At 36.7% G+C, this 24,789-nt stretch carries 22 protein-coding genes and 1 pseudogene; 11 read left to right on the top strand and 12 right to left on the bottom strand.

The features are described from left to right. Positions 1-202: 202 nt before the first annotated feature. Positions 203-2,122 carry a ribosomal protection-like ABC-F family protein gene (gene abc-f / locus IE222_RS16340; RefSeq protein ID WP_191274606.1) on the bottom strand — a complete coding sequence of 640 codons (1,920 nt, stop codon included), beginning with the start codon at positions 2,120-2,122 and terminating at the stop codon, positions 203-205. 168 nt (positions 2,123-2,290) lie between these two features. On the opposite strand from abc-f, the gene moaC reads away from it, so the two are divergent. Beyond that, positions 2,291-2,785, top strand: a complete 495-nt coding sequence (gene moaC / locus IE222_RS16335) for a cyclic pyranopterin monophosphate synthase MoaC (RefSeq protein ID WP_191274604.1) — start codon at positions 2,291-2,293, stop codon at positions 2,783-2,785. Positions 2,786-2,867: 82 nt separating this feature from the next. Continuing rightward, positions 2,868-3,560, top strand: coding sequence for a redox-sensing transcriptional repressor Rex (locus IE222_RS16330; RefSeq protein WP_191274602.1), 693 nt, complete (start codon positions 2,868-2,870; stop codon positions 3,558-3,560). Between the two features lie 58 nt (positions 3,561-3,618). On the opposite strand, the gene IE222_RS16325 is transcribed toward IE222_RS16330, so the two are convergent. Both IE222_RS16325 and IE222_RS16320 read right to left on the bottom strand, forming a co-directional pair. Beyond that, positions 3,619-3,819: a YdiK family protein gene (locus IE222_RS16325; protein WP_191274600.1), complete on the bottom strand. Its 201-nt coding sequence runs from the start codon at positions 3,817-3,819 to the stop codon at positions 3,619-3,621. After that, positions 3,816-4,541 carry a CPBP family intramembrane glutamic endopeptidase gene (locus IE222_RS16320; RefSeq protein ID WP_191274598.1) on the bottom strand — a complete coding sequence of 242 codons (726 nt, stop codon included), beginning with the start codon at positions 4,539-4,541 and terminating at the stop codon, positions 3,816-3,818. Before IE222_RS16320 ends, IE222_RS16325 begins: the two co-directional genes overlap by 4 nt. A 275-nt stretch (positions 4,542-4,816) precedes the next feature. Here IE222_RS16320 and groES point away from each other — a divergent pair, with 275 nt between their 5' ends. Both groES and groL read left to right on the top strand, forming a co-directional pair. After that, positions 4,817-5,104, top strand: coding sequence for a co-chaperone GroES (gene groES / locus IE222_RS16315; protein WP_191274596.1), 288 nt, complete (start codon positions 4,817-4,819; stop codon positions 5,102-5,104). A 208-nt stretch (positions 5,105-5,312) separates the two neighbouring features. Further along, positions 5,313-6,941, top strand: coding sequence for a chaperonin GroEL (groL, locus tag IE222_RS16310; protein WP_191274594.1), 1,629 nt, complete (start codon positions 5,313-5,315; stop codon positions 6,939-6,941). Positions 6,942-7,023: 82 nt separating this feature from the next. Here the strand turns inward: groL and IE222_RS16305 are convergent. Then, positions 7,024-8,234, bottom strand: a pseudogene (locus tag IE222_RS16305) (site-specific integrase). A gap of 235 nt (positions 8,235-8,469) precedes the next feature. On the opposite strand from IE222_RS16305, the gene IE222_RS16300 reads away from it, so the two are divergent. Both IE222_RS16300 and IE222_RS16295 read left to right on the top strand, forming a co-directional pair. Next, complete coding sequence (locus tag IE222_RS16300; protein WP_191274592.1) at positions 8,470-9,171, top strand: AbiTii domain-containing protein; 702 nt, start codon at positions 8,470-8,472, stop codon at positions 9,169-9,171. After that, positions 9,168-9,371, top strand: coding sequence for a hypothetical protein (locus tag IE222_RS16295; protein WP_191274590.1), 204 nt, complete (start codon positions 9,168-9,170; stop codon positions 9,369-9,371). The genes IE222_RS16300 and IE222_RS16295 overlap by 4 nt, the downstream gene beginning before the upstream one ends. 84 nt (positions 9,372-9,455) lie before the next feature. Here the strand turns inward: IE222_RS16295 and IE222_RS26725 are convergent, their stop codons facing one another. The 8 genes from IE222_RS26725 to IE222_RS16255 all read right to left on the bottom strand — a co-directional run bounded on the left by IE222_RS26725 (position 9,456) and on the right by IE222_RS16255 (position 14,644). Further along, positions 9,456-9,827, bottom strand: coding sequence for a tyrosine-type recombinase/integrase (locus tag IE222_RS26725; RefSeq protein ID WP_440590012.1), 372 nt, complete (start codon positions 9,825-9,827; stop codon positions 9,456-9,458). Positions 9,828-9,837: 10 nt separating this feature from the next. Then, on the bottom strand, positions 9,838-10,455 hold the full coding sequence (locus IE222_RS26720) for a tyrosine-type recombinase/integrase (protein WP_191274588.1): 618 nt from the start codon (positions 10,453-10,455) through the stop codon (positions 9,838-9,840). A gap of 42 nt (positions 10,456-10,497) precedes the next feature. Next, positions 10,498-10,671 (bottom strand): Arm DNA-binding domain-containing protein, encoded by a 174-nt coding sequence (locus tag IE222_RS16280; protein WP_191274586.1) that lies wholly within the window; start codon positions 10,669-10,671, stop codon positions 10,498-10,500. Between the two features lie 53 nt (positions 10,672-10,724). Further along, positions 10,725-10,955: a helix-turn-helix domain-containing protein gene (locus IE222_RS16275; RefSeq protein ID WP_191274584.1), complete on the bottom strand. Its 231-nt coding sequence runs from the start codon at positions 10,953-10,955 to the stop codon at positions 10,725-10,727. 389 nt (positions 10,956-11,344) lie between these two features. Further along, the gene (locus IE222_RS16270; protein WP_191274581.1) at positions 11,345-12,862 is read right to left on the bottom strand and encodes a recombinase family protein; all 1,518 of its coding nucleotides are present in this window, start codon (positions 12,860-12,862) and stop codon (positions 11,345-11,347) included. Next, complete coding sequence (locus IE222_RS16265) at positions 12,862-14,241, bottom strand: recombinase family protein (protein ID WP_191274580.1); 1,380 nt, start codon at positions 14,239-14,241, stop codon at positions 12,862-12,864. Before IE222_RS16265 ends, IE222_RS16270 begins: the two co-directional genes overlap by 1 nt. Before the next feature lie 24 nt (positions 14,242-14,265). Next, positions 14,266-14,421, bottom strand: a complete 156-nt coding sequence (locus IE222_RS16260; RefSeq protein ID WP_191274578.1) for a hypothetical protein — start codon at positions 14,419-14,421, stop codon at positions 14,266-14,268. Positions 14,422-14,482: 61 nt separating this feature from the next. Next, positions 14,483-14,644, bottom strand: a complete 162-nt coding sequence (locus tag IE222_RS16255) for a hypothetical protein (RefSeq protein ID WP_191274576.1) — start codon at positions 14,642-14,644, stop codon at positions 14,483-14,485. 524 nt (positions 14,645-15,168) lie between these two features. Between IE222_RS16255 and brxF the strand changes: the two genes are divergently transcribed. The 5 genes from brxF to IE222_RS16230 are packed head-to-tail and all read left to right on the top strand — an operon-like array spanning position 15,169 to position 24,775. Then, positions 15,169-15,621: a BREX-3 system P-loop-containing protein BrxF gene (gene brxF / locus IE222_RS16250; protein ID WP_191274574.1), complete on the top strand. Its 453-nt coding sequence runs from the start codon at positions 15,169-15,171 to the stop codon at positions 15,619-15,621. Positions 15,622-15,634: 13 nt separating this feature from the next. Beyond that, complete coding sequence (locus IE222_RS16245; RefSeq protein WP_191274572.1) at positions 15,635-19,339, top strand: DUF6079 family protein; 3,705 nt, start codon at positions 15,635-15,637, stop codon at positions 19,337-19,339. Between the two features lie 15 nt (positions 19,340-19,354). Next, positions 19,355-22,114: a DNA methyltransferase gene (locus IE222_RS16240; RefSeq protein ID WP_191274570.1), complete on the top strand. Its 2,760-nt coding sequence runs from the start codon at positions 19,355-19,357 to the stop codon at positions 22,112-22,114. Between the two features lie 18 nt (positions 22,115-22,132). Then, complete coding sequence (gene pglZ / locus IE222_RS16235) at positions 22,133-24,031, top strand: BREX-3 system phosphatase PglZ (protein ID WP_191274569.1); 1,899 nt, start codon at positions 22,133-22,135, stop codon at positions 24,029-24,031. 15 nt (positions 24,032-24,046) lie between these two features. Then, positions 24,047-24,775, top strand: coding sequence for a hypothetical protein (locus tag IE222_RS16230; RefSeq protein WP_191274567.1), 729 nt, complete (start codon positions 24,047-24,049; stop codon positions 24,773-24,775). Positions 24,776-24,789 lie beyond the last annotated feature (14 nt).

Genomic DNA, 24,789 nt, shown 5'->3' with positions numbered 1-24,789 from the left:
ATAAGGCGTATAAGCGACCGAACCAGGGAAAAACGTTGGTCGTGGGTAGCCAATAACAAATCCAAGCAAAGATTGGAGCTATATGGTCGTTAATAAAACAAATCGGCTGCCGTACGCCCAAAATATATGGTAAGTACGGCAGCCGAATTTACAACATTTATCCACAGAGCTCTCTTTTGGTCAATAAATCAAACAAACATCATTAATCCGCCAGCTCAGCCCATTCATCCATTAATTGTTCGAGTTCGGCTTTGGCCTTTTCATTATTTTGATTTATATCCATGACTCTTTCATGATCCTGAAAAACCTCGGGATCGCATAAAAGCTGTTCGAACTCCTGAATTTGTTCTTCTAATTCCTCAATTCGTCCTTCAATCTCTTCTAACTTGCGCTTACGCTGGCGCTCAAGTTTCTTACTTTCCTTATCCTGCTGATAATTAACCTTCTCCAAACTCGCTGAACTAGCTGCCTTTTTCTCTAAAGCGGCATTCGCTAAAGCAGCAAGCTCTTCTTGCTCTAATTTTTTCTCAACATAATAATCATAATCTCCGAGGAATTCGGTACTGCCATCATTGCTAAGCTCAACAACCTTCGTGGCAATGCGATTAATAAAATATCTATCGTGAGAAACAAACAAAAGCGTTCCAGGATAATCGATTAATGCATTCTCGAGTACTTCCTTGCTGTCAAGGTCTAGATGGTTGGTCGGCTCATCCAAAATCAGCAGATTGGCTTTTTCCATCATTAGTTTAGCCAGAGCTAATCGCGCTTTCTCACCGCCGCTTAATGATGAGACGTTTTTTAACACATCGTCACCGGAAAAAAGAAAACTACCGAGTACCGTTCGAATTTCCTTTTCGGGTTTAAGCGGGTATTCATCCCATAGTTCGTTTAGTACCCTCTTATTAGAAGTTAAATTTGCCTGTTCCTGGTCGTAGTAGCCAATGGAAAGATTTGTTCCGTACAACACCTCTCCGCCAAGAGAATCTATTTTTTTTATTATCGTTTTTAAAAGTGTTGATTTGCCGATGCCGTTTGGACCGACAAGAGCAATGCTGTCACCCCGAAATACACGGAAAGAGATGTTCTCTGATACCTTTTCACCATCATAACCCACCGCAAGCGAGTTAACAGATAACACATCATTTCCGCTTTGTTTTTCAATTTCAAACGAGAAATTGGCTGACTTTTCATCGCCTAACGGACGATCGAGGATTTCCATTTTCTCGAGCCTTTTACGCCGGCTTTGTGCCCTTTTTGTGGTCGTTGCCCTGGCGATGTTCCGCTGAATAAAGTCTTGTAATGCGGCAATCTCTTGCTGTTGTTTTTCAAAAAGCTTCAAGTCTCGTTCATAATTGGCGGCCTTTTGCTCCAAATAGGCACTATAGTTTCCGGTAAACCGTCCAATTCGGTTGCGTGATAATTCGTACACTTCAGTGACCACTTTGTCTAAAAAGTAACGGTCATGGGAAACAATCAAGATTGCCCCATCATACCCCTGTAAGTACTGCTCAAGCCAAGATAATGTTTCAATATCAAGATGGTTGGTCGGCTCGTCCAAAATCAATATATCCGGCTTTGTCAAAAGTAATTTACCTAAGGCAAGCCGTGTTTTTTGTCCGCCGCTTAAGCTTGAAATCATCAGCGAATGATCGCGGAAATTTAATCCATGCAGCACGGAACGGATATCGGCTTCAAATTGGTAGCCGCCGCGCTCTTTAAATTGGACCTGAAGCTGGTCGTATTCGCGCAAAATTCGTTCGTACTTTTCGGAATCATTAAAAATGCTGGGATCTGCCATTTGTTCTTCAAGCTTGCGAAGGGACTTTTCCATCATTCGAAGCTCATTGAATACACCGAGCATTTCCTCCCAGATCGATAAATTCGATTCCAAGCCAGTGTTTTGAGCCAAATAGCCAATCGTGACATCCTTCGGTTTAATGATTTCGCCGCCATCATAAGACAGATGTCCTGCGATAATCTTTAATAATGTTGATTTACCGGCTCCGTTACGGCCGACAAGGGCTACTCGGTCTCGGGATTGTAATTCTAGCTTTATATTCGATAAAATAAGGTCAGCGCCATAATATTTTTGTAATTGATTAACTTGCAGCAGAATCATTTTCATTCACCTCTATACTAGGAATAGTGTACCGTATTCCCAGGTGCTCGGCAATAAAGTGAAACAAAAGGAAAAAGCGTAACAGTATAAATAAATATACCGATAGTTCAAAGTTTCACACACAGAGACATGAAAATATAGTATATTTGGAAGGTAGGAGGCATTTAAATGGCTGAGTTTACACATTTTAATGAAGAAGGAAGAGCAAAGATGGTGGATGTCAGTGATAAGCCGGAAACAGCACGAACGGCACTTGCACAGTCCAGCATCACAGTCAGCGAGGAAATTTATCAGAAAATAACTAACCATGAAATGAAAAAAGGCGATGTGTTAGCAGTTGCTCAGGTTGCCGCGGTTATGGCAGCCAAAAAGACATGGGACATTATTCCAATGTGCCATCCTATCCCATTAACCGGTGTGAATGTCAGTTTTTCCTGGGAGCCAATTCAAGAGAATCAGTATCGCCTTCATATTGCGGCATCGGTCAAAACAAAGGGGAGCACAGGTGTTGAGATGGAAGCGTTAACAGCTGCTTCTGTGTGTGCTCTAACTGTCTATGATATGTGTAAAGCAGTGGATAAAGGCATGATTATTGGACCAACTTATTTAGTAGAGAAAACCGGCGGTAAAAACGGTGATTTTAAACGAGACGAAAAGATTTAAACGAAGTGATAGCACCTGTCACATGACGAACAGTCGTCAATGGTGGCGGGCAGGAAAATTTTAAAAGCGGGGTGTAGGAGAGATGACGAATGAAACGACCAAAATCCCACAGGCAACAGCCAAGCGGCTGCCCTTATATTATCGGTTTTTAAAAAATCTGCATTCATCCGGTAAACAACGGGTCTCATCTGCAGAATTAAGTGAAGCGGTGAAGGTAGACTCCGCAACCATCCGCAGGGATTTTTCGTATTTCGGAGCCCTAGGGAAAAAAGGATATGGCTATAATGTCAATTATTTATTAACCTTTTTCCGTAAAACATTAGATCAGGATGAATTAACAAAAGTAGCATTGGTCGGCGTCGGGAATCTTGGAACGGCGTTTTTAAACTATAACTTTTTGAAAAATAATAATACAAAAATCACCTGTGCCTTTGATGTAGATTCCAATAAAGTCGGGACGTCAATCGGTGAAGTGCCGGTTTTGGCGATGGATGATTTAGAGAAATATTTAATTGAGGAACAGATTACGGTCATCATCTTAACGGTACCAGCTCCGGCTGCCCAGGTGATCACCGACCGAGTGGCCAAGACGAATGTAAAAGGAATCCTGAACTTCACACCAGCAAGACTAAGTATCCCTTCCTCCATTCGCGTACATCATATTGACTTAGCAGTCGAGCTTCAATCACTAATCTACTTCTTAAAGCACTATCCAAATGCGGAAGAGCCAGAGGAAGCAGCAGTAGATGGAATAGTTGAAACAGTAGAAGAATAAAAAAACAACGGGTGTCAGGCACCATGTGATTTTTTCACATGGCGCCTGACACCCGCTTTTATTTTTTCAGTTGATCCTTGTATTTAAAATGGAAAAGAATCATTTTGATGCCGGAACCGAAGTCGAAGGTGGCCAGTATGATGAGCAGGTAGCTGAAGAAGCCCCAGCCGTTTTTTTGGACATCATCTATGGCAAAGTAGGTGAATAGTGCACCTAATAGAAAATATATAAAAGCAGAAATCAAGGGTGAACGTCTCATAAAAATCCTCCGATAAAGTTTTGAATGGCTTCAAGGTCTCGCTGCAGTTTTTCAATATCCTCCCGATAAACAGATTGAACCAAGACGACCATGGTATTCATCGTCACATGGGCAAATATAGGAACGATGATCCGATTCGTTTTTACATAGAGAAAAGCAAATGTCAGCCCCATAGCTGTATAAATGATGATATGCTGAAAATCCATATGGGCAGCAGCAAAAACAAGCGAGCTGATAAGCGCTGAAATAAAGAAGTTAAAGCGGCGATATAGACTGCCGAAAATAATTTTTCGAAACACGATTTCCTCTAATATAGGGCCGATGATACTTGTCACAATCATCGCCATAGGGAAAAGTTCAATGATTTTTAAAATTTGCTGTGTGTTCTCGGAGCCTGGTGTAATCCCTAAAAGGTACTCAATCATCGCTGCAACGTACTGGGAAAACAGCGCTAAAAAGAAACCTATAAACGCCCACATGACGGAGTGGCCAGCTGAACTTTTTTTATTTCCCCTTAACCCCGGTGCATGTCGCTCCTTTCTTAAAATCAAGAGAATAATGATCAGTGCAATGGTAAAGCTGATGATTAACCAAGCTGGAATGGCTAAATTTCTGTTAATCCCCCAATATTTAAACCCCCATGCCAGTGCTGGCATTCCAATGAAGGTGGAAAGCTGCATCGCAATGTAAACAATTAAGATAATCCAATATTCTTTTTTCAAATATGTAGTCTCCTTTGTTTATACTCCATAGGTACTATTTTACCTTTAATACAGACCCCATTCAATTTTGAAAACTTTTGTATTTATAGTATGTATAGAATGTAATGAACATCCTATACTTGATAAGGTGGAAAAAAAGAGTAATTTTTAAAAATATTTTATGCATCTGACTTGCAAAAGATTTTAAGATTCATTATTATAATAATTGTGTTAGCACTCATCGTTAACGAGTGCTAATAATGATCGAATACACATATTTGAGGAGGTTGTTTTAAGTGTTAAGACCATTAGGTGATCGCATTATCATCGAACTAGTAGAAACTGAAGAAAAAACTGCCAGCGGTATCGTATTACCGGATTCTGCAAAGGAAAAGCCGCAGGAAGGAAAAGTGGTAGCTGCAGGTACTGGCCGCGTACTTGATAACGGAGAACGTGTTGCACTAGAAGTTTCTGTCGGTGATCGAATTATCTTCTCAAAATACTCTGGTACAGAAGTAAAATATCAGGGTAATGAATACTTAATTTTACGCGAAAGCGATATCCTTGCTGTAGTTGGCGAATAGAAAAGTGGAAGCACCCGTTTAGCGGCGTATGGCCTGGAGGGCTTCGACTGGGATAAAGGAAACACGATGAGCTAAGCGAATCGATGTTGACTTATCGTAGGGAGAAGAGCGAAGGACACTAGACGCTGGGTGCTGGAGCTAGACAGTATACAGGTTTTAACAAATCAAAATAGAAATTTTTTAAACATAATGAGGAGGTTTTTGAACAATGGCTAAAGAGATTAAATTTAGTGAAGACGCTCGCCGCGCGATGCTTCGCGGTGTTGATACACTTGCAGATGCAGTAAAAGTAACTCTTGGACCTAAAGGACGCAACGTGGTTCTTGAGAAAAAATTTGGTTCACCGCTTATCACTAACGACGGTGTAACAATCGCAAAAGAAATCGAATTAGAAGATGCATTCGAAAATATGGGTGCAAAGCTTGTTGCTGAAGTTGCAAGCAAAACGAACGATGTTGCTGGTGACGGTACAACAACTGCAACGGTTCTTGCTCAAGCAATGATCCGCGAAGGCTTAAAGAACGTTACAGCTGGTGCGAACCCAATGGGCATCCGCAAAGGCATTGAGAAAGCAGTTGCTGCTGCTGTAACAGAATTAAAAGCTATTTCTAAACCTATCGAAGGTAAAGAATCGATCGCACAAGTTGCTGCGATTTCTTCTGACGACAAAGAAGTTGGTGCGTTAATCGCTGAAGCAATGGAGCGCGTTGGTAACGACGGTGTTATCACAATCGAAGAATCTAAGGGCTTCACAACTGAGTTAGACGTAGTAGAAGGTATGCAGTTTGACCGCGGCTACGCTTCTCCATATATGGTAACCAATACAGATAAAATGGAAGCTATTCTAGAAAATCCATATATCTTAATCACTGACAAAAAGATTTCCAGCATTCAAGAAATCCTGCCTGTACTTGAGCAAGTTGTACAACAAGGCAAGCCATTATTGTTGATTGCTGAAGATGTTGAAGGTGAAGCACTTGCTACATTAGTAGTGAACAAACTTCGCGGAACATTCAACGCTGTGGCTGTAAAGGCTCCTGGCTTTGGTGATCGTCGTAAAGCAATGCTTGAAGACATCGCTGCATTAACTGGCGGTGAAGTAATCACTGAAGAACTAGGCCGTGACCTTAAATCAACTACCATCACTTCTTTAGGCCGCGCTGCGAAAGTTGTTGTTACAAAAGAAAATACAACAATCGTTGAAGGTGCTGGAGCTACAGAAGATATCCAAGCTCGCGTAAACCAAATCCGCGTTCAATTGGAAGAAACTACTTCTGAATTTGACAAGGAAAAATTACAAGAGCGCCTAGCTAAATTAGCTGGCGGTGTAGCAGTAATCAAAGTTGGTGCTGCAACTGAAACTGAATTAAAAGAGCGCAAGCTTCGTATCGAAGACGCATTAAACGCTACTCGCGCTGCAGTTGAAGAAGGTATCGTATCCGGTGGTGGTGTTGCCCTTCTTAACGTATACAGCAAAGTGGCCGAGCTTCAAGAAGAAGGCGACGAAGCTACAGGTATCAAAATCGTTCTTCGTGCAATGGAAGAGCCAGTTCGCACAATCGCTCAAAACGCTGGCCTTGAAGGATCTGTTATCGTTGAGCGCTTAAAGCATGAAGAAGTCGGCACAGGCTTCAACGCTGCTAGCGGCCAATGGGTAAACATGATCGACGCTGGTATCGTTGACCCAACTAAAGTAACTCGTTCTGCACTTCAAAACGCAGCATCTGTAGCAGCTATGTTCTTAACAACTGAAGCAGTTGTTGCTGACAAGCCAGAACCAGCTGCTCCTGCAATGCCTGACATGGGCGGCATGGGTGGAATGGGCGGCATGATGTAATAAGTGCCTCCAACCCTTGATATGAATGGGTTTGTGAGTAAGATGAGAGTGAAATGCTAACATTTTGCTAACATTGAAGATATTAATCGAGGCTTCTCATAAGTTCACTGAACTTTTGGGAGGCTTCTTTTTTCATTTCTTGGGTTACATGGAGATAGACATTTTTCGTGATTTGGTCATCACTATGACCAAGACGATCCATGATTTGTTCGAGTGATACACGTGCTTCGGCAAGCAGTGATGTATGGGTGTGCCTTAAACTATGAGGTGTTAATTCCTCATTTAATCCTGAGATCCTAAGAAGTCTTTTCATTCGGTCTCGAACGTTTTTAATCACGATGGGATAACCATAGTGTCGTTGTGTTTTAGCGAAAATAAAATCATGGTTATAGTAAGTATCTCCTAACTGCTCGATTACTTCGTCTTGAACTTTTTTATGCGCCTTCAGTGCCTCTATGACATCCTCATCCACAATGATTTTCCTCCTTGATTTTCTTGTCTTTGGCGTGACTAGTTGATAGTTAAGCGCATTGTAGCTTGGATTGTAATACGTTTTCGTAATGCTAATTGTGTGGTTCACAAAATCAATATCCTTCCACTTGAGTGCCACTAATTCACCCACTCGAATACCTGTGTACGAAAGGATGAGAAACACCAAGTAATCATGTTCCAATCCAGATTCCTTGGCCGTTTTCAAAAACAGGGAAAGTTCTTCTTTCTCCAGATATTTTGGGAGTTCTTCTTCCTCAAACTGTTCAATGGTTTTCTTATCCTTTTTAAGATAAGCAAATTCCGTTGGATCTTTTTTGATGAGTTCAAACTCTAACGCTTTTCGGAAAATCATCCTGCCAGTCCGATGAATCCCTTCCCTTGTACTGTCTGAATACCCTCGCTCCTTTAAATCGTTTAAGCATTCTTGATATCTCTTTGGGGTAATATCCTTCAACTTTAACTGACCAAAGTAAGGCAGCAATTTCCCGATTTCGTGAAGACGTACTCGAATGGTGCCGGGTTTTACATCTTTTGCATCACTGTAGATAGGTAACCATTCTTTCGTAAAATCACTAAAGGTTTGCAGGAATCCTCGATGTAAATCCCTTGTTCTAGTTCATGAATCAAAGCGGCAGCGGCTACTTCTGCATCCTTCTTGGTTGCGAAACCACTTTTGGTCTTTTGTTTTCGCTTGCCGGTTTCTGGATCAATCCCGATATCTATTACAAAAGCCCACTTGGAGCCACACGAGCAATTTTTTTTCTTGCACGTACAGCCTCGTTTGTAAAAATGTCCCTTCATTTCATTGAATGACCTCACTTTCTTAAAAAATTTATTACAAATATACATTATGTCCGGTAAGAAAGTGATTAATTCGTATAGTGTTAAAAAGAAAGAATTCACATCCTTTTGATTAATAGGAGGACATTCAATCTTTCGAAATGAAGTTGTATGCTTGTGGAAATTATTACTATATAATAGTAAAAGAGTTTGCGTTATATAGATTAAGAAAATATCTAAGAATTGAGGTTAATATATGGCAAGAAGTAATTTATTAAAAGATACGGTCAGTGGTCAAGTTGATTTAGAAAATATATTATTACGCTTGAAAGTCATATTAAGTGATCTTGAGGATAAAGATATTTTAGGATGGATTGAAGGAGAACTAAGAGGTTATAGTGAGGAAGACATAGTTCCTGATTATAGAATAATTACGGGTCGAGCTATGGGAACCTATATCGTTAATGGGGCAGCTAAATATTCAAATGCCTTAGTGCCATTACATTTTACAGCAATGGATAAAGATATGATTGATAAAATGCATATAATAAATGTTAGAGATGGAATATCAACTATTGAAAAGAATCTTAAATCAAAAAACAGGGATAGATTAGGTAGACCTGTTCCTACTGAACTATGTCATGCAATTTCTAGTTACGAACTTCAGATTGTAGGAATGGATATCATGTTTGCTGCAAATGACTTTGAAGCCATTTTATCCAATGTTAAAGATAAAATAGTAGATATTGTTATGATGTTAGAAAAGAACTTTGGTACCAATGCTATCGATGAAATGGACATTTCTGAACAAGTGGTAGATGAACCAGAAAAAAGAAACAAGGCAATTACGTACATACATCAAGTGGTATATAATGACACTTCTACATCTATAGAAATAGGTGATAGGAATAAATTTAGGGAAACTAAAGTCGGAAGATTTTGGAGCAAAAATAAATGAAAATAAAAATTGGAAATAACAATAAAATTAAAAATTCTGTTATAGGAAGTCAAACTTCACATCAAGAGTCTAATAAAAAATCTTTTGGAGAAAGACACCCTATATTAATTTCAGTGATTATTACATTTCTTTTTGGCTTCTTATTTTTGTTTTCATTCTGGGATTCTATCGTTAAATATATAGAAAACATTTTTAAGTGAAACGTTCTCCCTTAAAAGGAGTCATAAGAGGTTAATAATTAGTGGGCTATGTACCTTGAAAGCAACCATTGCTTTCAAGTTTTTTTATTTTCTATGACTACGAATTAAATCGCTAAATTTGTTAGAGGCATTTCTTCTTCTATGCTTTGTTACATGAAGATAAATCCTTCTAGTTGTCGAATCGTCTTGATGTCCTAACCGGTCCATTATCTCATCAATCTCCACTTCAGCCTGTGCAAGAAGAGAAGTGTGTGTATGGCGTAAGGAGTGTGGAGTAAGTTTGAGATTTAACACACTATGTTTCAACAATCTTGCCATTCTACTCTGCACAAATTTTATCAAAACAGGATAACCGGGATGACGATTGAAATTTGAGAAAATGAATCCCTTATTGTAATAACTGTCTCCTAGATGTAAAATCATCTCTTCCTGTTCCTTTTTATGTTTCTCAAGCAATTCAATAAGTTCAGGATCGACTGTAATGACTCGCTTTGATTTTTTTGTTTTTGGTCGAACTAAGGTGTAATTTACTGTACTGCTTTTCGGATTGTAATACGTTAATGCTTATGTTATGCTTTTCAAAATCATTATCACTCCATTTGAGCGCAACCAATTCTCCAACACGAATACCTGTATAAGCTAATACATTGAAGATTACTTCATCCATAAATAGCCCTTTTTCTTCTGCAATATCTAGGAAGTGTAGAATTTCGTTCACTTCAAAAAACTTTGGAAGATCTTGTGGGTCTTCTTCGTCTTCATTAATGATGTTGTCATCCTCCCGTTGTATGTAAGCATTTATCGTCGGATTATCATTTAGCAACTTCTTATCAACGGCTTTCCCGAAAAGGAGTCTCCCAGTCGTATGAATACTTTCGATGGTACTTCTTGCAAAACCTTGCTCTTGTAAATCATCCAATACAGCCTGATACATTTCTTCTGTAATTTTTTTTAGTTTGATCTCTTTAAAGAATGATAGGAATTTATCAATGCCGTATTTTCTAATTCGGATAGTACCGGGTTTTGGAGTGGTAACTTTAATGTATTCCGCAAGCCATACATCAGCATATTCCTTGAAATGCATATCGGTTTCGATATGGAATTTACCCTGTTTAATTTTCTCGATTTAAACTGCTGCTGCAGCTTCTGCGTCCTCTCTGGTTTCAAAGTTATCTCTCCAGAGTTGCTTCCTTTTTCCAAGGTTAAAATATTTTCCTACATCAATAACAAAGCTCCACTTTTTATCACAAGTACAAACCTCTCCATAAGTGCAGCCTCGTTTAAAATAACTACCTTTCATAATGATTTATTGCAACCTCTCTTTCAAATAGTTTTTAGATGATTTCTACTGCTCTAAGCATGTAACTGTTCTTCTTTTTTCAATGCGATCCAATGCTTAAAATCTGCTTTATCAACTCTTTTTGTGGCACCGATTTTAAAGTTAGGGATACCACCGTCTTTTACGTTAAGTTGGAACAACTCGTACACTCGTCTTCTCGAAATACCAAGAAACTCGGAAATATGCTGTGCGGTAAGAGTGTCTGGCAAGGACTCCCAAGTGGTATATTTTTTTGTGTTTGGCATTTAATAAACCTCCATATTCTAAATTTTAGATTCAAAGAAAAAACCGCAGAATTACATAGCCTATTCTTGTAAAGTGGCTATGTAACCTCTGCGGTTTTCGCTTGTTGTGGGTTACACTATTTGATTAGGTCTTACAAAATATATTGTATCTTCGTATTTTCATATTCGAAGACTTTTTCATAAAAAATTATGATTTTCTTGCCGTTTAAAAATTCGTTTTTTTGACCATAAAGTAAATATACGGTTCGGTTTTTTACCCATCGAAGAATTCTTCGATGGTCAGTTAACCGAAAGGCTACTCCCAAAAAGCGTTGATATCAAGGGTTTTTGAGAGTAGGGAACTTTAAAGAATGACACTTAAATTTTTTGGTGAGAAGAAATTCGGTTTCTTACCCAGTCAAATTCTCTCTTTTGCCAATTTTTTCGGTTAGCTGACCAGTGGTCGCTTCTATTGAAGCAAAAGGAGAGAGACGGTAACTGATCTGGATATCGTTATTTTTTTCAAAATCAATGATGACTTCATCAAAGTACATAAGGAAGAATACACGCAATTCTGTATCTGCAAAGTCATAAAAGCTTTTTTGAATCATTTCTTTCATGAATACAGCAAGAAACTCATCATCCAGTAACCGATTGATTTCTTCTCGTGTTGCATTGATATAAGCGATTTCGTCTTGTAAGTGTTTTTGTGAAACAGTAAAAGCTTCCGCCAACAGATTATTGGTGGCAATATCATGAGCAAGCATTTTCTGATTATAGAGCGATTTATCCAGAAGTTTTTTTAATTTGTCTTTTGCCTTGTTAAGTTTGGTTGACCAGTTTTTAAGTTGTTCTTTAGCACTTGTTGCAAAGATTGTAAGTTGAGCTATCCACTTCCGTTGTAAATCGTTTAAGACTACTTCGTGAACAGAAATAATGGATACAGACTTTTTGCACTCTGTACAACGATAAATCATATATTGGCCCTTTTTTCCTTTTGGGGAATTGTCTTTTGCTTGAAGTAGCGAATGGCATTTCTTGCATTTAATGATTCCACGAAGGTAATAAGGCGTACTCATAGTACCGTATTGTGCTTTCAATTCGCTGATTTGATTAACCAAATGAACAAGAGTTGGACTGACAATAGAGTCATAAGGCTGCTTGAGAATTTCAATTTCCGTGTCTGGCTTTGGTTTGCAGTTTTCATAGCTTGTTCTCACATTCCAAGCCATTCTACCCGCGTAGACACGGTTTGATAATACATAACCAATCGTGCTGCTATTCCAAGACTTAATGTTTTTAGTTGTTATTTTGCAGTTTTTTAGGTACTCAGCTATGACATCTTGTGAGTGTCCTAGACTTGCAAGATAAAAAATGAGTTCCACAGTGGGCGCATCCTCATTTGGATATAAAATACCGTCAATCATGTCGTAACCAACAGGTTCACGAGAGCCGGGTCGCTTATTTTTACCTACCAAATTAGCTTGAGCGTCCTTCGCTCGAATGGATTTAATTTCCGATTCCTCCGCAGCAAAAACGAGCTTAGCTTGAACAATAGGATCGTTTGGATTCCACTCACCGTCATATTGAGTGCTGAAGAACTTCACATAAGGATACTGTTCCTTCACAGGAATATAGACATCATTATAGAAGTCAGTGATACTTCGGGTAATTCTGGATTCTTCATAGAAACAGACCGCTTCTGCGCCATTTTCTTCAATATCTTCAAGAATTAATTGAATTCCTTCACGTTTGCTTACATTATTGTGAAAGGCACTTGTGGCTTTGTCTGTGGGCCATGATATAATCTCTAGATTTTCTCTTTCAGCCAAGAGTAGTATTTGGCTTTTCTGAATTTCCAAGGAGTGATTGCCATCTTGTTTTTTGTCAGAATAACGTCTATAGCTGGTTGATTTTGTTTTACTCATCAGGCATTCAATTCCTTTGCAAATGTTGATAGAAATAAATCAATACCAATATAGGTTTCGTGAACAATGACCTCGTGAACAAGCAATTCTATTAACCGTTGCATGTCTTGTTTAGTCAGGCTCAGTTCTTTCTGTGACAAAATGGTATTCAGACTTTTAATCTCGTTACTTAGTAATTGCAGAGCAGTCAAATCTTGCCCTAGCTTTTTGGACTTGTCCTTTAATACTTGAATCCGGTCCAAGTGTTTTGGAATGGTTGATTTGCCATCTTTGCCAAGTGTACATAGCGCAAGTGAAGTATCCAAATAGTCAGATGTGGTGATATCCTTTTCATGTTCCAAGCGTTTCTTTGTCGAAGCAATGTGTTTGGAAATAATTTTATGGGCTAGCTGTGTTGAAATAGACTGTAAATGTTCGAGAACCGCTTGTTTAACGGATGTGTTCAATTCCTCAACCGTAATCATCTGTCTTTTGTGGTTAGCACTGCATACGAAGTAACCTTCATCAAGGGCATTTTGCTGACGATGCTTCATTTCTTTTCCGCATTTCCCGCATAGTGGTGTTGTTAAGAAAAGGTTGTTAACCTCATTCAGCTTTTCTTTATAGATAGCTAGAAAGGCATCAATCTGTGCCTTGGCTTCTAAATAAAGATCTATACTGATGATCGGTTCTACATGGGTCAGCGGTTGCAGACCATTCTTCGATTCGTAATGAGCAGCGTAAAATGCATTGGTTAAAATGCGTAGTAGTTTGTCTGGTTGGTTTAACCCTTTGCGACGCTTCATTAGAAAATGAAAGAATTCCTCTTCGTCTTTTACCTTACTAAAATCTGTAAATAGCGAAACAATGGAATCACGCTTTTCTTCATTTACGAAATATAACACCTGATTGTCTTCTTTTATACGCTTATACCCATAGATGCTGGAAGGATATTGCTTGCGAGCGTCACTAGTACGTGTACGAATATTCTCGCCTTCCATCTGACCAAACATTCCATAGAACGCCTCTAGTGCTAACTTGTTACGAAAAGGTGGTTCATTGCTCGCTGTATAAATCACATCTACGTTATATTTAATAAAAATTCGTGTGATATCCACAAATTCATAAAAGTTCCGCGCCAAGCGATCTCGTTTATAGGCAATGAGCTTTTTTACTTTTCCTTCTTGAATTAAGCGGAGTAATTCCATTAATTTTGGTCGATCCTTCATTTTCAGCTTTGTTGCTGAAACGTCATGATCACATAGCTTAATCACATTGACCTCATTTCCAGTTAGACCTTGTGATTCGAAGTATCGTTTTGCTGCAGAACGCTGTAACTCAAGACTTTGTGCAGCAGAGCTAACACGATTATATTCTGCAGTTAAATTGGTTTCTTGCATGTTTATTTTTCCTTTCTACATTTATTATTTTCTGCTAATTAGTAAAGCTCGAAGTTTATAATCATCCTTCGTAATATGGTCCAACAGCACCTTCTCAATAAAGCGTTTGAACCATAGCTCTGAGTCTGACGATAATTCCTCGGAGTAACTGACTTTAACGACACGAAACTTATCAGTCACTAGTTCCCCTCCCATCAAGTATTTGCTTATCATCATTGACGCGAGGGGAATGATTTATACCTTACTTCTCAGTAACTTGCTTACTTGATTCAACCTCTATATCGAGTGATAATTGAATACCAGTAAAAACTTTTTCAGCTATTACCGATTTGTTTTTCCGAGGCACAATAATCAATTTTGTTTCATATCCGGGAATTTGTAGCTTCTTTATAATTTCGTTCATACTTTTGTTCCTGCATGTGGATGAACAAATTTATAATAGTTTTTGAGATTCCAAGATCCTCACAATGCTCAATACATGGTTTTACCAAGTTCCTAATTGATTCGATCTTCTTGTCCTCCACGATGGGGGGCCTCCTTTCTGTTTTTTTCAAATATAAATGGCCATTTACGAAATACATCTTAGCTTCGGTTTTGAACCATTTTAAGTCCTTTTGCATAAATTTTTTTAGATATTAAGATTTAATGTATTAATCGGGGAATTACCAAAAAGCTTTTTCGTATTAAGAACGGAAAAATAGTATAATGGATATGGAAATTATCATGGAAATAAACATAATTAATGGCGGGATATAGTTATGTGCTACTTCCTGTTTAGTAAAAAAGTAGCAGATAATGTTGATTACTGATGCTAAGTTAAATACGTAGAATTTTATTAAAAAGCAGCGAGGTATAACTAATAAAGGACAAGGTAATTGGAAAGTTGGAAAGTGGGTACTATCATACCTCTATATAAAAGGAGCTATTATGAGCATTCAATTTCTTGAACAGATTAACAACGCTATCTCAGATGTCTCCAACCGATATTACAAACAAATTTTTGTGTACGATTATAGTGACGGTAAATCTGTTAAAAAATTTGCCGAAACTCACTCGTTACCATATATAAATGTTAACATTGAAATATCTAAACTACTCCAGGATATTCCAGTGAATCGCAGGTCTTTTCAAATTACTGAGGTATTCCAGCAATTGATTGATAAGTATCATGATGATGTAATTTGTTTAGATTATTACGAATTACTTTTCGACAATTCGTTGGAGATTGACCCTATGATACTAATAAAAAATAATAGCCGATATAAAACGCTTACTATATCTTGGCGAGGAAAAATTATCGGGGATACACTCATCCATGCTGAACCGGGTCATCCTGAGTATAAAAAATTCATTGTGCAAGATGCCATCATTATAAAGTAAAGGGGAAAAGTTTATGTTATATCAAGATTTGCTACAATTTGAGCCAATTGAATCCATTATTAAATTAACGGAAGCTAATGTAGAAGAATATGCAAATAATCTATTAAAGACTTATGTAATTTCTGATCGCATGGCAGAGCAATTGAATGATTTAATTTTTGAACAGTTACAGTTTAGCCATCCTATAGAGAATAAAGGGTTATTTATTGTAGGTAACTATGGAACAGGTAAATCTCATTTAATGAGTGTAATTTCAACAATTGCTGAGCGTGAAAATGTGAGTGGATTTATTACTAATTCTTCTGTCGCCGAAAAGGCAAAGGAGATAGAAGGTAAATTTAAGGTCATCCGAATTGAATTTGGTGCTGTTAAAACACCATTGAGAGATATTTTAGTACATGCTTTAGAAGATAATTTGGCCAAATGGGGTGTTGATTTCAGTTTCCCTCCAGTGGATCAAATCACAAATAACAAAGAAGCACTTGAAGAAATGATGGGGCTTTTCAATGAAAAGTATTCCGACCAAGGGTTACTTCTAGTTATTGATGAGTTACTAGACTATTTACGTGGCCGCCGTGAGCAGGAGTTAGCTTTAGATTTAGGATTCTTACGTGAAGTAGGAGAAATTTGCGGGAAAACTCGTTTTCGCTTTATTGCAGGGATTCAAGAAATGCTTTTCGGTAACGCGCGTTTTAATTATGTTTCAGATTCTCTAAAACGTATTAGTGAGCGGTTTGTTCAAGTAAGCATTGTTCGCGATGATATTGCGTATGTAGTTTCGCAACGACTATTGAAAAAGACGGATGAACAAAAATCTTTAATTCGTGAGCATTTAAAAGGGTTTACTAGACTATATACACGTTTAAACGAAGATTTAGAAACCTATATCAATCTATTCCCTATCCACCCAGCATATTTGACTGCATTTGAAAGAGTGAATATAGCTGAAAAACGTGTAGCACTTCAAACTATAAGCAGCGAAATTAAAAAAATCATTCAGTCGCCATTACCAGAGGGTTCACCCGGTTTAATTTCTTACGACAGCTATTGGACGTACATCCAAGAAAACGCGACGAACCGATCAGATGCAAATATCCGGGCAGTAATTGATAAACATAAAATATTAAAAGATCGTATCGAGAATGCATTTCCGGCTAAAAAGAAATTATACCAACCAATGGCGTTACGAATGATTAATGCATTAGCTGTGTATCGCCTTTCAACAGAAGATATTCATGACAAGGTGGGTTTAACAACAATAGAATTACGTGATGACTTATTTTTGCATCCGACTACAAGTATAGATTTTTTACTAGAAGAAGATGATCCGTCAGATTTCTTAAAAGGAAATATTGAAGCAGCAATGAAAACCATCCAAGAAACTGTAAGTTACCAATATATTTCTACAAACGAATCGAATGGTCAATACTATTTGGATTTAAAGAAAGATATAGATGTTGATAGTTTAATTCAAGCACAGGCTGAAACGATTGAAGACGATAAACTGGATCATTACTACTTCAGCTTATTACAAAAGGCAATGGAACTAGACGATAATACCCATGTATCTTATGTTAAAGTCTGGAGATATGATCTAGCTTGGGAAGCACATCACGTTATGCGTCCGGGTTATTTATTCTTTGGCGCACCAAATGAACGTGGAACTGCGCAGCCTGAACGTGATTTCTATATTTATATGTTACGACCTTATGATAAAGTAACATTTAAAAATGAGCATAAACCTGATGAAATATTCTTTGAATATAATCGTAGCAATGAAGATTTTGATAAGTATCTAAAACTTTATGCAGCGGCTCAAGACTTAGCAACTGATGCTTCTCCAGCAACGAAGAAACTTTACACAGCGAAGGTAGAAGAATATCAGAAGAAATTATTTAAATGGTTAATCGATAACTTTGATAGTACATTTGAAATCACCTACAAAGGAAAGAAATCTACTGTTGCTGATTTGCGCATGTATATTTTAAATAATCCTACGGTAAAGCAAATTGTTGATACAGCTGCTGAATTTTATTTAACGGATTGGTTCGAGCTAAAATATGAGGATTATCCTTCTTTTGGAAAAATTCAAGGGATCCTAACAAAAGATAATATGGAAACCTATGTCCAAAAAGCACTCCAATATATCAACGGTGCGGAATCAAAAATGGGTGCAGACATTTTAGACGGTTTCGTATTGTTAGATAAATCAAATAGATTGACTATAAATAATTCAGGTTATGCAAAATGGATTATCCATTTATTAGAAGCAAAGGGTCATGGACAAGTAATAAATCATAGCGATTTAATTGAAACAAAACGTATTAAAGGTATACCAGATTTACAATTTACGAAGCAATTTTCTTTAGAGCCGGAGTTATTCGTTGTATTATTGGGTGCTATGATAAGTGCTGGGGCAATAGAAGTGACTATCGGAGGTAAAACTTATAATGCATTAAATTTACACGAATACGTTCAACGACCAATAAAGGAATTAACTCAATTTAGTCATATTAAGAAGCCGACTGGTTTACCAATAACGGAAATTAATGCGCTGGCAGATTTATTTGATGTGGTAATTCCAAATTATGAAGAAGATATGTTAAGTCGCGCCATTGGCAGTATTACAGAAAAAGCAAACAAAAAAATAGCAGAGACATTATCACTTGTACAACTTGTCAAAAAAGGAATTCCTACATGGGATGGTCAATTATTAAATAAAGCAGAAATACAAGAGCAAACAGGATTGCTTGAGGATTTCAAAGAGTTTTGTGAAGGATTAAAACGATATAATACACCTGCTAAAATGCGTAATTTAAAATATAACCTAGCAACCATTGAAGTACAACGAGAAGCGCTTAAAACAATAGAAAATTTGCTCAAACTAGATAATCAACTGAAAAATATTTCTCAACTTGTAAACTACTTGCGTGTCGCGCAACCTAATATGGGGACTCATTCAGATTGGTCTAGAAATGTAGAAGATACACTCGATGAAATCCAATATGGTTTAAAGGAACAAGAGGATATTTCAAAAGAACTTGTAAAATTAAACAACTTAAAACAAGAGTATATCCAACTTTATATAGAGGCACACGATCAATCACGTTTGAATGCAAAAGAAAACCTACGAAAAACGGCACTCCTAAATGATGATCGCTTAAAAGCATTAAAAGAACTAGCGAGCCGTATTTCCATTTTACCGAAAGAGCAAATTGTTAAATGGGAAAAGACATTGACTGAACTAAAGACATGCTATCATGTTTCTGAAGACAAATTACAACACACACAAATTTGTGGTGAGTGTAAATTCAGACCGACAGATATTACCGCAAATGAAAAAGTTGTTTTACAGAAACTTGAAGAAGAACTACCAGTTATTTATGAAAATTGGACGGAAACATTAATGATTAACTTAAATGATGCTTCTGTAAAAGAAAACATTTCATTGTTAAGTACAGAACAACAACGATTGATTCAAGAATTTATCGATAATCAAGAATTTAATTTGCCAATTGATGTTCGTTTAATTCAAGCAATCAACGATTTATTAAAAGGTATCGATAAAGTGGAGTTAAATTTATCAGATATAGAACAAATGATGGCCAATGGACATCCATTAACGGTAGAAGAATTACGAAAACGTTTTGAGGACATGCTGGCTAGAGCGGTTGGTACGGCACCATCAAATCGTGTAAGAGTAATGTTGAAAAAATAACAAGGAGAGATTGACATGACAAATAACGAACAGCTCTCTTTTGAGGTAACTAAGGCAGACAACACACCCGTTGTCTGCCTTGGTATGACATTTGAAAGTGAAGAAGCACGTAGAGAATATTTTCGTAAAGAGCTACGAAAAAAACTACCTGAACTAAAACAAATTGAAGGTTTCCCTATTGGTGAGGACGAGGATATTATTGCTTTATCAGATCCACCGTATTATACAGCCTGTCCGAACCCGTGGATTAATGAATTAATCAATAAGCATAATTTTACAAAGAAGGTTGGACCCTATGCCAGTGATGTAAGTATTGGAAAAAGTGGAGCTATATACAATGCCCATAGTTATCACACAAAAGTACCTCATAAAGCAATAATGAAGTATATACTTCACTATACTAATCCGGGTGACACTATTTTAGATGTATTTTCAGGTACAGGTATGACAGGTGTTGCTGGGATCATGTGTGGTAACAAAAAGGAAATAGAATCGCTGGGTTTCAAGGTAAATGAAGATAATATTGTTACATCGGAAGAAGGTATATATAAACTAGGAGAGCGGAAAGTTATCCTAAATGACTTATCACCAACAGCAGCGCTTATATCCTCTAATTATAACAATTCTATTAATTTGAAAAAATTCGAAGATGAAGCTAGAAAAATCTTAAAAGAAATTTCAGATAACCTTGATAAATTTTTTATAACAAAAGCCCTCCATAATGGCAAGGAAATTGAAGGTGAAATTAATTATGCTGTATGGAGTGACGATTTTGAATGCTCGGAATGTGGTATAGATTTTAACTTCTTTGATATAGCTGTTGATAAAGAGTTGAAAAAAGTAAAAGATGAATTCAATTGTCCATCTTGTAATGCTACATTAACTAAAAGAAGAATAAAGCCGCTATTAGTCAAGGAGTATGACCCTATACTTGATTCAATAGTAGAAAAAGTTTCACAAAAGTTGGTTCTTATTAATTTCACATATAATGGCAAAAGATTTGATAAGGAGCCAGACGAAAGTGATTTGGAATTAATAAAGGAAATTGAAAATATTGGATGGCCCTATGAAATTAGAACCGATAGAATGATACAAGGCGATGAATCTAGAAGGAATGATAAAATTGGACTAACGCATACCCATCATTTCTTCACTAGAAGAAACCTACTTACAATTTCATTCATTTTAGAAAAGGTTAAAAATAGCCAATATAAGTCGCTATTTTTAGGGATTTTAAGAAGTAGTCTTTCGTATTCTACTAAGATGGTAAAGGTAAATATTTCTAGGTTATTAACAGATGGTGGGTTGTTTTCTTTTGGTGCTGTAACAGGAACTTTATATGTCCCAAGTGTTAACGGCGAACGACCTATAACTTCAGCATTTAAAAGTAAGTTGGAATCTGTGATAAAGACACTACCTGAATTCAATGAAAATATAATTACTAATCAATCAGCTGTAGATTTAAGAAATATTGATTCTGAAAGTATTGACTATATTTTTATAGATCCCCCATTCGGTGCAAATTTAATGTATTCAGAATTGAACTTTATTTGGGAATCATTTATGAAAATTTATACAGACAATAAGACTGAGGCTATTGTAAATAGTACACAAAAGAAAAGTTTATTTGATTATGAAAATTTAATGAACGGTGCCTTAAAAGAATTATATAGAGTACTAAAGCCTGAGAGATGGATTACAATTGAATTTAGTAATTCACAAGCCAGTGTATGGAACTCTATCCAAAACGCTCTTCAAAAAGCTGGATTTATTATTGCGAATGTAGCTGCACTAGATAAAAAACAAGGTAGTTTCAAAGCTGTCACTTCTACTACTGCTGTTAAGCAAGATTTAGTAATATCAGCTTATAAACCATCTGAAGAAAATATTAATAAAATTCGAGAACAAAACAATACCCCTGAATCAGCTTGGACTTTTGTAAGTCAGTATTTGGAACAACTTATTAAATTCTCTGGTTCAAAAGGTGAAGCATCGGTTATTGCTGAACGGACACCACGTATTTTATTTGACAGAATGGTAGCATATCATGTTCAAAATGGCTTACCAGTACCAATCTCTTCAGCAGAGTTCCAAGCTGGCGTAGCTCAAAGATTCCCTATGCGTGATGGGATGGCGTTTTTAGAATCTCAAGTAGCAGAATATGACAAGAAACGTACAGTTGTTAAAGAATTTACTCAAATGAGTTTATTCGTTTCTGATGAGAATAGTTCTATTGAATGGATTCGTCAACAACTGATGAAGAAACCACAAACTCGTCAAGATTTACATCCACAATTCATGAAGGAAATTCAGCATATTGCTAAGCATGAGCAGTTGCCTGAGTTAGATGATTTACTTGGCCAAAACTTCTTGCGATATGAAGGAGAAGAAACAGTACCAGATCAAATTGCTAGTTATTTGCGCCGGAATTTCCATGATATGCGTGGCTTAGAAAATACAGATGGTAAGCTAAGAGCAAAAGCAATGAATAGATGGTATGTACCAGATCCAAATAAACAGACGGACCTTGAGAAATTGCGTGAAAAAACATTGTTACGTGAATTTGATCATTATGTAGAAGAGCTTGGAAACAGCAAGAAGAAATTAAAACAATTCCGTACAGAGGCAATCCGGGCAGGCTTTAAAAAGGCATGGAGTGAGAAAAATTACGAGAAGATTGTCACAGTAGGTGACCGATTGCCAGAGCAAGTAATTCAAGAAGATGACAAACTGTTAATGTATTATGACAATGCACAGGTACGATTAGATATGTAATAAAAGAAGGTGATTTGATTGAATTGGGTTGAAAAATTAGCAACTTTTTTTCCAAGTAAAGGTAGCTTGTATATTGTTTCAGATGAGTATAGCTTATTCAAGCGGGAGGCAGTGCTACAGGTATTTGCTGAGAAGGGAATAACTGTCCATACTTATCAAGACTCAATCGTTTTTCGTTATTTATACGAGACATCTTTCCGACACGAAGACCGTAAGAGCCGTCCAACTTGGATTGTCACGATTGCAGAAAACCAATTCAATCAGTTGCCTTACGATATATTGTATAACGCAATTCGACTTGTAATATCGTGGGAATCAATCTTCCCTTCTCTTGATCCTACTGTTGTTCAATACTGCCCAGATAAAGTACTTTCGTTATTATTTGATGCTTCAAGTAATCAATTGAAACAATTAAACTATAATGAATCAATCGATTTTATATTGACAAAGGTATACCAGCTAGACACCAGCATTTTTAGTAGTGAAAGTGACCTTTTAAAAGCAGCTGTTCATTATTATTCAAAAAATAGCGAAGCCCTTCCTTCGCTATTTTTTCAACGACTAGAACAAAACATAAAAAAATCACATCCATTGTTTTCAACAGAATTACTTACTGTTTTCCAATCAAGGGATCATTTAACCCATTTACTAAATAAACAGTGGCAAAGATATATTCATGACTTTTCAAAACGTTCTCATGAGCAAATTGTTGAGTCGAATACCAATTATGATTTTTCTTATTTTAATGACCCAATAGTACGTCAAACACTCCCAAATTATATTACGCCTATTCCAATATCTAATATGGTGAAATTTGAAAATTGGATGATGGCAGGTTTAGTAATGGAGAGTAAACCTTCTATTGATGTAAATATTTTATTCAATCAAGACTTTACAAACTTTTCACGGCTTGAATGGGGCAATTTAGCTAGTCAGATTGGAGAAATTCAGTACAACTATTTAAACAATGGCATATTACCAGCAACATGGAACATGCAAATGCAAACATTAAATCAACACTTTGAAAAATGGATGTTAGAAGAATACACAAATCTTCGAACATTACCTATTGTTCCAAAGCCAAAGATGGTCCATCAAATTCCTCATTTTTTAGCAAGGAAAATAGATAACAAAATGGCTTTAATTGTGATGGACGGAATGAACTTTACTCAATGGAATATGATTAAACAGCATTTAGCTAGTGATGGATGGTTATTTGAAGAAGATGCTGTATTTTCTTGGATACCTAGCGTAACATCGGTTTCAAGACAAGCTATTTTTTCTGGTTTAGAGCCTAGACAATTTGCCGACACCATCTATTCAACTAGAAAAGAAAAAACTTACTGGCTTCAATTCTGGGAGCAAGCGGGTTTTACTAGGCAAAATGTTGCTTATGAAAATTCCCTTGGATTAGAAGAGTATAATCAGCTCTCACTTTCTTATATGCAATTCCCTTCTATTCGTATATATGGGGCTGTTATAGATGTTATTGATCAATTTATGCATGGTGCTGTACAAGGTAATCAAACAATGATTTCTGAACTTTCGACTTGGCTATCTACAAACTATTTAAATCGGTTTTTAGCGGACTTAGCAGATAAAGATTATGATGTATATATTACTTCTGATCATGGTAACGTGGAATGCCACGGAATAGGCCGAATTCATGAAGGAGTACTAGTGAATTCAAAAGGCGAACGTACTCGTATTTATCAATCTGAAAATATACGAAACCAAACGCATCTCATGCATGCTGATTCAACAATTTCATGGTACCATTCAGGATTGCCAAAAGACTATAATATATTATTAGCTAAGGACAATTATGCTTTTGTACCAAAAGGTGATAAAATTGTTACTCATGGTGGCATTCATTTTGAGGAAGTGATTGTACCATTTGTAAAAGTTAAGCGCTAGAAAGTAGGGGCGAGTATGAAAGCAGTAGGGTTTGATCAAAAAATTCAGCTGGCTCATCTTGATTTAACAGCAAATTTATTACGGCAATATCCTTCAAAAGAGATGTACAGTTTACTAAATGTTGAGCTGATGAATTCTATTAAAGGTGATAAATCACGTAAGAATGCCATTACTATGCTAATGAAAACATGGAATCTAGTAACCCCTATTATTATGGATATCCGTGATGCATTACTTAATGAATATCCATATCTATCGCCAACAGAAAAACTAATAACGAATTATTGTCTAACGTGCATAGCCTATCCATTCTTCAGAGAACAAATGTTTTACATTGGAAAACTGCTAAAAATGTCAAATGAAATACAGAGCAGATCTATTGTTAACGAGATGAAAAATCGATATGGAGATCGTCGCCGTGTAGAAGTTGCTGTTGGTGCAGTTTTTTCTTCTGCAAAAGATTGGCTACTTCTAACAATGCCAAAGCCCGGAGTATACCAAGCAAAAAAAATAGAAATTGAAATACAGAATCCTTTACTTAAAGCTTTAATGATTGAAGTATTAATGATGCACTATGAAGCAAATACAGTATCTACAGATATTGTAAATAATAGTGCAATCTTCTATCCATTCGATTACCATATACGTATAGGGGATTTAGACAAAGAACGCTATTCAATTATAAAAAATATTCGAGATACAATTATTGAACGAAATCCTAAAATCCCTTACTCCTTTGAGTGAGGGATTTTTTTGGA

This window comes from Neobacillus kokaensis (assembly GCF_014656545.1).
GTDB classification, from domain to species: Bacteria; Bacillota; Bacilli; order Bacillales; family Cytobacillaceae; genus Neobacillus; species Neobacillus kokaensis.
Note: the sequence above shows the minus strand (reverse complement) of the source record. Positions and strands in the feature narration are given on the sequence as shown.